The sequence below is a fragment of the Paenibacillus sp. PAMC21692 genome, assembly GCF_014303795.1.
In the GTDB taxonomy this organism is placed as follows: domain Bacteria; phylum Bacillota; class Bacilli; order Paenibacillales; family Paenibacillaceae; genus Pristimantibacillus; species Pristimantibacillus agaridevorans.
In genome coordinates this window covers 4,433,987-4,446,360 of record NZ_CP060293.1, presented here as the reverse complement: position 1 = coordinate 4,446,360, position 12,374 = coordinate 4,433,987, and the positions used below count along the sequence as shown (strand labels likewise).

Annotated in this window: 10 protein-coding genes and 1 tRNA gene; 5 read left to right on the top strand and 6 right to left on the bottom strand. The window is 52.3% G+C overall.

Going from position 1 to position 12,374, the window contains the following annotated elements; genetic code table 11:
• Positions 1-164: 164 nt before the first annotated feature.
• The 3 genes from H7F31_RS17435 to H7F31_RS17425 form a co-directional block, all read right to left on the bottom strand.
• Positions 165-1,889, bottom strand: a complete 1,725-nt coding sequence (locus tag H7F31_RS17435; RefSeq protein ID WP_187099809.1) for a hypothetical protein — start codon at positions 1,887-1,889, stop codon at positions 165-167.
• A gap of 175 nt (positions 1,890-2,064) precedes the next feature.
• Positions 2,065-2,637, bottom strand: coding sequence for an NAD(P)/FAD-dependent oxidoreductase (locus H7F31_RS17430; RefSeq protein WP_187099808.1), 573 nt, complete (start codon positions 2,635-2,637; stop codon positions 2,065-2,067).
• Positions 2,638-2,725: 88 nt separating this feature from the next.
• The gene (locus H7F31_RS17425) at positions 2,726-5,386 is read right to left on the bottom strand and encodes an adenosylcobalamin-dependent ribonucleoside-diphosphate reductase (RefSeq protein ID WP_187099807.1); all 2,661 of its coding nucleotides are present in this window, start codon (positions 5,384-5,386) and stop codon (positions 2,726-2,728) included.
• Positions 5,387-5,589: 203 nt separating this feature from the next.
• Here H7F31_RS17425 and H7F31_RS17420 point away from each other — a divergent pair, with 203 nt between their 5' ends.
• The 3 genes from H7F31_RS17420 (at position 5,590) to H7F31_RS17410 (ending at position 9,421) form a co-directional block, all read left to right on the top strand.
• Positions 5,590-7,419, top strand: a complete 1,830-nt coding sequence (locus H7F31_RS17420; RefSeq protein ID WP_187099806.1) for a DEAD/DEAH box helicase — start codon at positions 5,590-5,592, stop codon at positions 7,417-7,419.
• Positions 7,416-8,363 (top strand): YqhG family protein, encoded by a 948-nt coding sequence (locus H7F31_RS17415; protein ID WP_187099805.1) that lies wholly within the window; start codon positions 7,416-7,418, stop codon positions 8,361-8,363. Before H7F31_RS17420 ends, H7F31_RS17415 begins: the two co-directional genes overlap by 4 nt.
• Before the next feature lie 125 nt (positions 8,364-8,488).
• Positions 8,489-9,421, top strand: coding sequence for a hypothetical protein (locus H7F31_RS17410; RefSeq protein WP_187099804.1), 933 nt, complete (start codon positions 8,489-8,491; stop codon positions 9,419-9,421).
• On the opposite strand, the gene H7F31_RS17405 is transcribed toward H7F31_RS17410, so the two are convergent.
• On the bottom strand, positions 9,412-9,606 hold the full coding sequence (locus H7F31_RS17405) for a YqzE family protein (RefSeq protein WP_187099803.1): 195 nt from the start codon (positions 9,604-9,606) through the stop codon (positions 9,412-9,414). The genes H7F31_RS17410 and H7F31_RS17405 overlap by 10 nt on opposite strands.
• 151 nt (positions 9,607-9,757) lie before the next feature.
• Between H7F31_RS17405 and H7F31_RS17400 the strand changes: the two genes are divergently transcribed.
• Positions 9,758-10,447, top strand: a complete 690-nt coding sequence (locus H7F31_RS17400) for an N-acetylmuramoyl-L-alanine amidase family protein (protein ID WP_187099802.1) — start codon at positions 9,758-9,760, stop codon at positions 10,445-10,447.
• Here H7F31_RS17400 and H7F31_RS17395 read toward each other — a convergent pair.
• On the bottom strand, positions 10,412-11,299 hold the full coding sequence (locus H7F31_RS17395) for a divergent polysaccharide deacetylase family protein (protein WP_261800029.1): 888 nt from the start codon (positions 11,297-11,299) through the stop codon (positions 10,412-10,414). The genes H7F31_RS17400 and H7F31_RS17395 overlap by 36 nt on opposite strands.
• Positions 11,300-11,496: 197 nt before the next feature.
• On the opposite strand from H7F31_RS17395, the gene H7F31_RS17390 reads away from it, so the two are divergent.
• Positions 11,497-11,580: transfer RNA gene (locus H7F31_RS17390), tRNA-Leu, on the top strand.
• A 146-nt stretch (positions 11,581-11,726) separates the two neighbouring features.
• Here the strand turns inward: H7F31_RS17390 and H7F31_RS17385 are convergent.
• Positions 11,727-12,359 carry a GyrI-like domain-containing protein gene (locus tag H7F31_RS17385; RefSeq protein ID WP_261800028.1) on the bottom strand — a complete coding sequence of 211 codons (633 nt, stop codon included), beginning with the start codon at positions 12,357-12,359 and terminating at the stop codon, positions 11,727-11,729.
• Positions 12,360-12,374 lie beyond the last annotated feature (15 nt).

Sequence of the window (12,374 nt, the reverse complement as noted above, 5' to 3'; positions counted from 1 at the left end):
TTACTCGACATCGAATATTGAATTCAGGCGAAACTTCCGGTGCTCACGTAGCTCCACTACGCTCCGCTCCTCACTTTCTACCTTCATTCAATCTTCTCGGTGCTGAAAACCAAACTTTTTGAACTCGTATTAGAATAGGCGTTTTCATCATTCTAATAATTGAACTACCTTTTAAACAATCCTCCTAACAGCACCCCGCCAACGATCCATTTGCGCAAAAGCAGGAATAGAATAAGCGGCGGCAGGCTCAGGAGCGCACCGATCCGATACAGGATGGGGTCGCTGCGGTCGATGCCCAACTGATCGCTCATATACATCGCATTAAGAAATTGCATCATGCCAAGGTGTTTGGAAGAATCCGCTATATACAGTAACGATGGAAGATAGCTGTTCCATAACACGATAAATTGAAGCGCGCCTAATGCCAGCAAAGGTTTCCATATCTTCGGCAAAAACAAGGTGAAAAGCGTGGCAAACTCTCCCCGTCCCTCGAGCTCCGCTTGCTTCTTCAAATGGCCGTATTGGCCGTTAAAAATGCTTTTGAGCACAAATGCCGAAACAATGTTAATAAAGCCGACGATGGCTATCGGGAATATGGTATTCACCATGCCCAGCCAACGGAATTGCAAGTATTCGAATAACGTCCCCGTTCCGATGCCCATGACGGCAATCAGGATGATCCGATAACACGTCCCGCCCGGCAGATTGCGCGCTGTCATCGGATAGGCGAGGGTAATCGTAACGAGCATGCTAATCAGCGTCGCTCCCCAGAACAGTACGGCGCCCAGTGCCACGTTCGGCAGCCGCAGAAGCTCGGTTAAAGAAGTTTCCGTTGAGCTTTGACTTAGAAATGGATCTACGAAGATAAAGTAAAGCATAAACAACACGAGTCCCGTGCCTGCAACCCCAACGACTCCTCCGGCAACCGCAGAGCCGCCTTTTAAATCGGCAGCCGGATCGGCATCGCGCTGAAACAACGAATTCAGCAAGGTTCCTCGTACGATAAAATAGGCTGCCAGCGCGAGCGCAAGCTGCAGTCCATACGAAAGAATCGTAGCCGAAAATGCCGGGCCAGTGTTCATTTGAAGGAAGCCCATCTGATAAACGTACAGATCAACTGTCATGGCCGTGTCCATGACAAGAGGATTAAACAAAGTATGCAGCAGCTCGAAATCCGTCGTTGTAATCATGGCGAGCTGGAGCAGCATAACAGCCGCAACCGCCTTTGCGGCGGGAAGCGCATTCAAACGACCGAACGTCGCACCGCTAATACCGTCGCCGAACCTGGAATGCGTCGCAGAAATCGCCGCCAGAGCAATAATCATCGGAATGCCGCCATACTTCAGCAGCTCCAACGCCAGAAGAATGATTCTGAAAGGTCCCGGTTCTCCAAGCAGCAAGCGGTCTGTCGGTCCCAAAGGAGATGAAGTGGCGGAAAACATCAGCATCGCGAAGTGCCCAAGTACGACGGAAGGAATGACGTAGGGCAAAACAAGCATCGAAGTTATCCAGCTTCTCAGCTTTCCCGATCGAATACCGCTTAACGCCAATGCGGCTCCAAAGGCAAGCACGCCTCCGGCAACGATATAGATGATCTTGTAAGTCAAAGTATTACCCAATGCGCTCCGGAATTCGGGCGATTGAAAGAGTGCCTTGTAATTATCCCACCCGACCCATGGGCTGCCTCCGATCCCCAAATGAGGTTTGTATTCCAGAAATGACGCATGCAGTCCGTTCAGGAAAGGCATGATCTTTAATCCAAAAACGAGAAAAAATGCAGGTATGACGATGATATAATGAAATTTGTATTGCCAAATTCTCTCCGCCAAAGACTTATTGCGCGTTGACTGCATAACAATATCCGACTGCGGCGGCAGTTCCCTATCCATTCCGTACCCTCCCCTAATGGTTCAAAATATGAGTATCATCATACTATATCAGGGTCTATTTGCCTACTAAAATTTGACAACACAAAAAGTCCGGGCAGCGCCCGGACTAGCTGCTATCATATGTGTTTTCATCATTACGTTATTTATTGGGCCATATCGATTTGAATCTCTTAGACTAACCGTTCACTTTCAGTACGTCATGATCGACATAACGAGCACCGTTAAGCTCGCTGATCACATTAATAGCGACCTTCGCGCCGTCTCCCGCGGTAATAATCGTATGCATGCTTACGCCTGCAACAGTGCCCGCAGCCCATACGCCGGCCAAGCTAGTTTTGCCTTCCGCATCGCAATCTACAATACTTTTGATGCGAGGCTCCGTTCCCGGCTTCACCGCCACGCCGTTAGCTTCAGCCAGCTCAACCGACATGCCGGTTGCTAGAATGACGTGCTTCGCCTCGTAAACCGTGCCATCTTCCGCTTGCACACGGAGGTTCTCGCCTGCAGTCTCCAGTGCAACCGCCTTGGAAGCAACCAGTTCCGCTCCGTGTTTAGCCGCCTGCTTTCTGCCTGTCTCTACGAGATCCGGCCCGCTGATTTCGGGCGCGCCGTAATGATTTTCGATCCAGGCCCTTTTAGTAACACTTTGATCGGCGTCCAGCACGATCGTTTTTTTGCCAGCCTTAGCCGTAAAGATAGCCGCACTCGCTCCTGCAGGTCCAGACCCGATAATAGCAACATCATACATGTCAATCGCTCCCTTCGATCTTCAGGTTTGTCTATCTATTCGAGTATACCAGAACAAACCCTAAGCTTTCAAAAGGGAACTAACTTTCCTAATTACACTTACTGAACCCGCATACCGTACATTGTTTGCATCCTTCGATACTCATTAATGTAGCGGAGCCGCAAGAAGGACATAGATCCGGATGAGTCTCAATTGCGGCTTTATGTTTGAAATGATCTCGCGGAGAGCCGGTTTCCGAGTCGGTCGCGTAGTCGGGATAAGCGCCCGTTCCGTTCGCGTCAGCTTGAGCTGCCGCCAGCTCATCCGATACCATCTCCGACTGGAAGACGACATCAAGCGGTTCCCGACCCCCTTCTATATGCATTTCCAGCGCCTTCGCGACGGCATCGGCAATAGATTCTACGCGATTCGGTCCAAAGCCGATCGCTCCGGTGCCTCCGATCCCCTTTAAATGTTTGACCAGCAGCTTCACTTTGCTGCCGTGGTCGCCGTAGCGCAGGAACAACGAGCATACTCGGCCGAGCGCTTCCGCCATGGCGAACACGTCCGAGCCGGCCTTGCCAACGTTGAGGAATATTTCCGCCGGCGAGCCGTCCAGATCGTTAATCGTAATGTAGGCCATGCCGAACGGCGTGTTCATCTTGTAAGTCGCTCCGCGCAAGACGGACGGGCGGCGCTTGTATTGTTTATCTGCGGATACTGGATTCTCCAGGCTGGATGTCTCCGTGGGCGTCAATTCAACTGTGAGATTGCCTGTCTGTTCAAATTCTGTCGGAGATTCCGCTTTTTCTTGGGATTCCGCATCAGACTTTTCTACATCCTTGACGGAGGACTCCTTCTCTCCCGCCGACAGTACTTGCACATCCCTGCTGCCGTCGCGATAGATCGTGACGCCTTTGCAGCCCAGATCATAAGCAAGCTCGTAGAGATGCTTCGTCTCCTCCACGGTGAAGTCTGCAGGACAGTTGGCCGTCTTGGAGATGGAGCTGTCGACCCAACGCTGGATGGTCGCCTGGACCCGAATATGATCCTCCGCCGAGAGGCTCATCGCCGTCACGAAATAATCGGGAAGCTCCTCTCCGGGATGCTCATCCAGCCATTGCTGCGCGATCGGCACAAGCTGCTTGTCGTAGCCCAGCCTGCTCTGCCGATAATATTCGAAGGCGAAGTAGGGTTCGATACCCGTCGACGTGCCTACCATCGTGCCCGTACTTCCTGTAGGGGCCTGCGTCAGCACCGTTACGTTACGAATACCGTCTCTGCGGATCGCCTCGCCAACCTCGGGATAGGCCGCAACCAGCTCTTTCATAAATCCGCTTTGGAGATACAGATCCGCGTCGAACGCCGGGAACGAACCTTTCTCCGCCGCAAGCCGGGAGGATGCCAGGTACGCCTCCTTCGCAATAAAGCCGAACAGACGGTCCAGGAAACCAATCGATTCCTCTCCCCCATAACGGATTCCCAGCTTGATCATAAGCTCCGCCAGACCCATGGTGCCTAGTCCTATTCGCCTCTCAAGCTTCTGATTTCGTTCATTTTGCTCAAAGTGGTAAGGCGTCTTATCGATGACATTGTCCAGGAACCGCACGGCAGACTGGGTCACTTGGGCGAGCTCATTCCAATCCACGTCGCCCCGTTTCGCGTCATAAAACTGGGACAAGTTCACGGCGGACAGGTTGCATACTCCCCAGCCGGGCAAGCCTTGCTCTCCGCAGGGATTAGTTGACACAATTGGATTAAAATACCAGCTATTAGATTGCTTGTTATACCGCTCCATAAAGACGACGCCCGGCTCCGCGGAACGCCATGCCGACTCCATCATGACATGCCATATTTCTCGAGCGGGCAACTTGCGATAGGTAACGACCCGCTTGCCGAGCTCACGCCACTTTGCCAAATCTCCGTCCCACAGCTCGTCGTAACCCGTTTCCTTCGTGTCCGGGAATACAAGTTCCCACTCCAGATCCCGTTTCACCGCATCCATAAAGGCGTCGCTCACGCAGACAGAGAGATTTGCGTTCGTTACCTCGCCCATCTTCTGCTTCACCGTAATAAACTCCAACAGATCGGGATGCCAGTCGTTAAGCATGATCATTAAAGCGCCCCTGCGCGAACCACCTTGCTCAATCAGCCCCGTCGCATAACTGAAAAGGCCGCCCCAGGAGACGGATCCGCTGGAGGAGCCGTTGACTCCTGCCACGACGGCGCGGCGAGGTCTAAGCGACGAGAGATTCATCCCGACGCCGCCTCCGCGAGCCATAATCTCCGTCATGTCGCCCAGCGTCGTCATGATGCCGCCGCGGCTGTCCTTCGGCGACGGTACGACGTAACAGTTAAAAAGCGTAAGCTCGTCGCTGGCTCCCGCTCCCGCCATAATGCGTCCGCCCGGCACAAGCTTCCAGTCTTGCAGCGCATCGCGGAACCGTCCTTCCCACTCTACGCGTTTATCGGGGCGTTCCTCGGCAGAGGCGATAGACTCCGCAAGACGGTTCCACATGCCGGTTGGCGTAACTTCCAGAGGCAGCACAAGCTTGTCTGCGGTCGTCTTCACCGAGTCTCCTCCACGGAGTAGAACCGTAACTTCATTTCCTTGGCGAGCGGTGACTACCCCTACTTCCTTCGTCGGGAATTTAGGATCGTCCTTTACAAGCACGAGCACCGTATCGCCAGGTTTGCATAACTGACCGTTAGGATGTTTTTTGGCATACCGATCCAAAAATATTTTTTCGCTTAGACCTTCGAGCCGCATGGGTATTCTCTCCTTTGTTTTTGCATTCCGAGAATAAATTCACAATTACGGACACCGACAACATCTACATATAGTATACCCTTCATATTATACCACACTATATATGGTTATTCACTTCATTTTCCAGTCTGTCTTATGATTATGGTCCAACAAGGCAATACTAATGACAACTTCACCCTTTTTTAGAATGGAAGGAGCTTCCCATGACCGATCAACTTACGTCTCCGCACCAGCCGACCAGCACGGGATCGGCAAGCAGCGATACCGCCGTTACGCGTAGACTTCATCCTCTGGTCGATCTGCAATTCGACCGTTCCTGGTACGACGAGCTCCAAAATCGAATATCTCGAGGCGGTCCGTGGGATGACTGGACGTTATACCAGCTCGCTATGGAAGCCGAACATGCCAAGCGCGTTGAGAGTTTCGAAGAATTGCAATGCCTGCGCTCGCTGCCGGACTTCGAGCCTCTCCCCCACCAGATCGGCACGGCCGGCAAGGTGCTGCATGAAATGGGAGGCCGTGCCATTCTCGCAGATGAAGTGGGACTTGGCAAGACGATCGAAGCCGGGCTTGTGCTCAAGGAATATATGGTCCGCGGCCTAGTCAAGCGAGCGCTTATTCTCGTTCCCGCTTCTTTAGTATTGCAATGGGTGCGGGAACTCAACCAGAAATTCGGCATTTCGGCCGTCGCCCAGAAACGGGATCATACTTGGGGTTACGACGTCGTTGTCGCCTCCATCGACACCGCCAAGCGGGATCCCCATCGTGAGCTCGTGCTGGGCACCGACTATGATCTCATCATTATCGACGAAGCCCATAAGCTGAAGAACAAAAAAACGACGAACTATCAGTTCGCCAACCTGCTTCGCAAAAAATATTGCCTCTTGCTGACGGCAACGCCGATCCAGAACGATCTCGACGAGCTGTACAACCTTATTACGCTGCTCAAACCGGGACAGTTAGGCGGGCAAAGCGAATTCGCCGCCAATTTCGTCGTGGATAAACGGCTGCCGAAAAATGAAGATCAGCTGCAAGAGGCTCTGTCGAATGTCATGATTCGCAATCGGCGAGGCGACGGAGGCATTCACTTTACCAAGCGGTTCGTTAAAAACATCCCTCTCTCGCTGTCCCAAGATGAGAAGGCGCTATATGATGCCGTCACCGGATTTGTGAAGGAACGTTACGAAGAAAGCGAAGGCGATATGACCAGCATGCTGTCGCTCGTTACTTTGCAGCGCGAAGTATGCAGCAGCCGCGATGCCGTCTTTCTGACGCTGGTCAATCTGTTCAAGAAAACGTCGGAGGATTCTCCGCTCCGGGCCAAAATCTGGGGGCTCGTCGAAAAGATCAAAGGCATTAAAGCCAATACGAAAGCAGAGAAAGCGATGGAGCTTGTAAAGGAGATGAACGAAAAAGTCATCATCTTTACGGAGTATCGGGCGACGCAGGAATATCTGCTGCAATTTTTCCGCGCAAACGATATGATCGCCGTCCCCTATCGCGGCGGCATGAACCGTGGCAAAAAAGATTGGATGATGGACCTCTTCCGCGGCAGAGCTCAGGTTATGATCGCAACGGAAGCCGGCGGTGAAGGCATCAATCTGCAATTCTGCCACAACATGATCAACTTCGACTTGCCATGGAACCCCATGCGCGTAGAGCAGCGGATCGGACGCGTGCATCGACTCGGCCAGACCGAAGATGTGAAGATCTACAATCTGTGCACGCTCGGCACAATCGAAGAGCATATCGTAGGTTTGCTGCACGAAAAGATCAACTTGTTCGAGCTCGTGATCGGCGAACTGGACCATATACTGGAGAGGCTCGACGGAGGCGAATCGATCGAGAAGCGGCTGGCGAAGGCGCTGCTAGAAGCCGGAAACGAGCAGGAGCTGAAACGTCAGCTCGACGAGCTCGGCAGCTCCATATCCGAGCTGCGCGAAGGGGCGAAGTCCGAAGTCGGACTTGCTAAGAGTCCCGACTTGCTGGTGAAGCTGGACCGACTGGGGCAAACTGTGGAGGTGAAGCCGTGAACGAGAAACAAATCCATAAATTCGTTGGCCGATTTCTGGAAGCAACGGGCTGCTCCATCCTGGAGAAGTCGAATGCCCATTATATGGTCAAGCTGTCTCCGGAAGCCGATCGGGAGCTGACGAATCGTCCCTATTACTGGAGCTTTGTTGACCGTGTAGGCGCGGAGCCGGAGACGATGACGTTTCTGTTTGTCACCGACAAGACTAGATACGAGACGATGCTGGAAGCGCCAACTCCATCACCCGGCCCCTCCGCCGGCGAAAGCCTTGCGCCAGCGGCGGATGCCGCCCTCGCCCGATCGTTCGGCTTCGTCCACACGACCCTTGCTGCGCCAGCCCGCGTTCCTCGCGACGATCTCTATTTCGGCTCGCGCCGGCTGGATCAACTGTTTGGTGCTACTCGAAATAAAGGCAGCTATGTGTTCCTGTTTCAGGAACCTGACAAGCGCGGCGGCAATCCGTACAGCTCGACGCCTTATACGGCATGGCTCGGCATTAATATGCGAGTGGAGCTGACTTGCGATCGCAAGCGGGAGGAAATCCACAGCTTCGGCGTGTCGCTTGTGACCGGGCATATTATTGAAAACTTTCACGACCGTCTTCAGCATAAAAAACTTACGCCAAGACTCCCTGCCAATATTCATCTAGCCCGAAACGGCCTATCCTACAACCGTGCGCTGACGTTAATTGAGCAGGCGTTGGAGCGTAAGCTCAAGGGATACGACTACACTTGGGCGGAAGGGGCTGCTGCAAGGCTGCAAGAGGAGCTTTCCCGCATTCAGGCTTATTACGAGCCGTTGCTGGAGCATGCCCTCCCCGAGAACAAGTCAGCCATTCAGGAACAATACATGCAGCGGCAAGCCGAAATCAAGTGGCAATACGAGCCGCGCGTGACGGCTTCCGCCATTAACTGCGGCATTTTCCATCTGGAAGGCATAGATTGATGACATTGTGACGGGAATCGTTTCATTGCGGCAAAAGAATTGGTTCCCAGGCAGCTATTGGGCGACAGGTTGCAACAGTCTTCTTGGGGCTTGTCCGCTACAATGAATCCAGAGAGGTGATTACAATGCGAACAAGCTGGAAGATCGCAACGGCCGCGACCGTTCTCGCGGTTATGTTAAGCATGTCGGGCGGGACGGACGCAAGAATTTATGCAACCGGACAAGCCATGACGACGCTGGACAAGGAACAAGACGTTACATTGAAAGAACAAGCACGGTTATGGGCCGAACAGCTCGCGAATTCTCCGGATGGAGCTTTTGCGGAATGGAAGGGAGCTTGGGTAAGCGCGACAGCGCTCGGACCCGGTACGCATAGCTGGCTCGTAATGATGAAACGAGGTCAAAATGTTGTCGGATATATGATTGTTTATGCCAAGGATGGCGGAGGTTATGTACTGGGCGAATACGGCATCGGGGAATACCCGCCCTTTAGCTCGGCAATATTAAAATCCGCTTTAACCAGACTAGGTCTGAGCGAGACGTCCATGAAAGCGACTCGACTCTATATTCATCCCTTGCTGGCTGCTTGGCAAATATCGGGCGGCATTGCCGGTAATGGATCAATAACCGAAAATCATTATACAGATGCTTATTCGGGCGAACAATTGCCGATTGACGCCGGACAGTGGGCCACTGCCGCTGCTCAAGCCGCCAACGCAAACAAGCATGGGGTTAAAAACGCCCATGCTTCGATCTCATCTGCTGGAGCCATGGCTTCTTTCGATCCTTATGGCCGATTGCCATGGCTCACCCAAAGTCCTTATTCGATTGGTGCCGATCCCCTCTCGATTTTATCCGGCGCCTTGCAAGACAATAGTGAGCTTAGGTACGTCAGCAAGTCCTTCCAGGGAAAGATGACGTATGTGTGGTCCGTCACGGGATATACGGAGTGGTCGGGCGGAGAGCTTTTTATCTCGCTCGACAGCGAAGAGAATGCTCCGGTCCGACGATATATTCCTGCTTCCTTGCTGCAACCATTAGGATCCTTTTACCTTTGACGTCCTGAACGGCCTCGCCACCACATCATCAGACTCATGCCGCCGAATCCGAACCATCGCGTCAGCCAAGGCTCTTTTGCAGCTTTGGCTGACGTTTTTGCTTGCTTGCGCGTCTCCGACGGCGTCTCCATATACGTAATGAATTGCTCCGTCATATACTTCACAAGATCGCTTCCGCCCTTCATCTTCGCCACCTCCAGCTTCTTATAGTGCGAGTTGTTACTATCATTATTCCCGCTTTAGGTCGGTCATAATCATGTATGAGATTACCTCCGAACAGCCACGCTAACGTCAAATAAATCATTCTGATCCGGTCGCAGGAGGTTGACGTTGATCATGATTCGAACTTTGCTGACACTGCTTGTTTTATTTATGTTTTTGGTTCATCCCGTTGCGGCGGCCGCCTCATTCCCTTCCCAGTCCAGCGATCGCTGGGCATTGCCAACGACTACCGTCATTATTGACGTTGGGCATGGCGGAATCGACGGCGGAGCATCGCATGGCGACCTGCTGGAAAAAAACATTAATCTAGCCATCGCGAGCAAGCTTTATTTGTTATTGCGAAGCCGAGGCATTGCCGCCGTCATGAACCGGACAGGCGATTATGCGCTCAGCGACGATAATCGCTGGCACCGTACCGGTTCCCGGCATAGGCGCGACCTTTCGCAGCGCCGAGGATTAACAGAAGAGATCGGCAGCGAGCTAATGGTCAGCCTTCATGTAAACTCGGCACGCAACAGCAGGAAACGAGGTCCTCTTGTCCTGTTTCAGAACACGGGCGAAAGCGCCTTGCTCGCCTTCTGCCTGCAGGAAGTTCTTAATCGACAACAAAATACATCCCAGCTCCCGCGTGAGGGAAAACCATTTTATTTGCTGCGGAGAGTGGAGCAGCCTTCGGTCATTGTGGAGATGGGCTTTATCAGCAATGATCAGGATCGGAGCATGTTGACCGATTCACGCAAGCAACTAGAGATTGCCGAGGCGATCGCTTCAGGGATTGGGCACTACCAATGGGTCGCCAATTGAAGCACCTATAAGCTCCGACAGCTTCAAGATCTTTGCTTCCGCCTGCAAGCCCGGAATGGATTGTTGCAGCACAGCTGCCGTCTTGAGACCCGGGGAACCGACATGGCCGATCGTAATGGTACGATTATGGGTCTCCATATGCTTGCGAATAACGTTAACTTGCCTGGATATGTGCTCAGCCGTATACACATCGTCGAGAAACACATTGTTCTCGAGTACGGGCAAACCAATCTCCTGGGCCAGCTTGGAAACGACGGAGCGGTAGTTCGTCTTGCTGTCCAGAAAGAACAGTCCGCGCTCTTTGCATACGGTTAACACAATGCGCATGATACGTTCGTCTGCCGTTATTTTGGAGCCCATATGATTGTTCATGCCGACGGCATGCGGCACATCCACAATTGCAGCTTCTACTCTCTCCCGCACTTCGGCATCGCTAAGATCGGCTGTAATGGCGCCGGGGCCCAACCAGTTCTTTTTGCCATATTTCGGCTCCATAGGCATATGAATCAGCACATCATGTCCGAGCTTGTAAGCTGCTTCGGCATCCTTCTTTGTCGTAGACAAAAATGGCATGACGGCAGCGGTGATTTTTACCGGCAGCTTCAGCATCTCCTCCGTACCAGCCATCCCGTTGCCGAAGTCGTCGATAACGATCGAGACCGTTTTTTCGGCTCTATCGGATGGCTGAAGCGATTCCGACGGTTGGTCGACTGCGGCTGCAAGCGTTGAGGGGTGCAAAGCAGCCGTTATAGCAAGAGTCATGGAGAGCACGGCTGCAGCCCGTTTCCATCTGGGCAGCATCCTATTCGTATGCAGCACTTGCGGCGATTGACTAGTTTTTTTTCTATTCATTGTTCCGCTACCCCCTAGGGTCTATTTTCTTTTTCCATCATCGATTCCTTCATTTACCTTTCCACGATTTATAAGGATTTATGTACCATGCCATTGCGCCGAGAAAATGATGGAATTAGCTGAAAATTTAAACTTTAGCATTGGCGTTGACTTCCACTTGGAAGCCATGCTATTATAAATCTCGTTACTTTAGACATGCGGTCGTGGCGGAATTGGCAGACGCGCTAGATTCAGGTTCTAGTGGTGTAACAACCGTGGAGGTTCGAGTCCTCTCGACCGCATCAACAAAAAGTCCAAGCTCAAGAGCTTGGACTTTTTATGTTTTTACCGGCACTAATTAGGATGTTTCTCCTCGATGATCGCTCCACGAATGCCGAGGCGTCCAACCTAACGTTTTCTTGGCCAATGCATTGCTGACGATCGCTTTTTATTCGTTTTTCTCCACTCGGAAACGAAGCACGGTACGAAGCTTGTCCGCCTGAGTTTTCCTCGGGTCGGATATGTATATTTCCTTATGAACCTTCGAGATTCGCTTTAACCCGTGCTCATCGCAGTACCGCTCCATTTTCGCGAAACTTTGCGCTTCATCGTCATATGAGCCGTGGTGCATCATCTGAAGACATAATCCTTCCTCCTGCTCGCCGAACATAACCTTGTCCAGCAAGACATGAGGCTTCTTCGCTTTTACGGTTTTCAGCACGTCCATCGCCAGCGGTTCCGTAACGAAATCCGGCTGTCTGATCATGATCGTATACAGAAGTTTATCTTTGTCCAGTACCTCTAATCCTCGTGCCTCTACCGCGAGATCCCATACTCCCTCCAAAGGGAAAATCGTATATTCGTAATACCCTTCCGGCGCCTCGCCTTTTTTGGGCAGCATCTTTACCCCATACGACAACGAGTACAAGACTCCGACGGCTTCCCGAAATTGTTCGTAATTGGGATTGCCCTCTCCGCTGATCATAAAATACCTGAAGACAGGAACCTCGATAATGGCCGGCTCCTCCTTCGGCAGATACAAAGCTTTGTCGTTCTTTTTCCATTCGTATTTCGCGGTCACCGGCATTCAACTCCG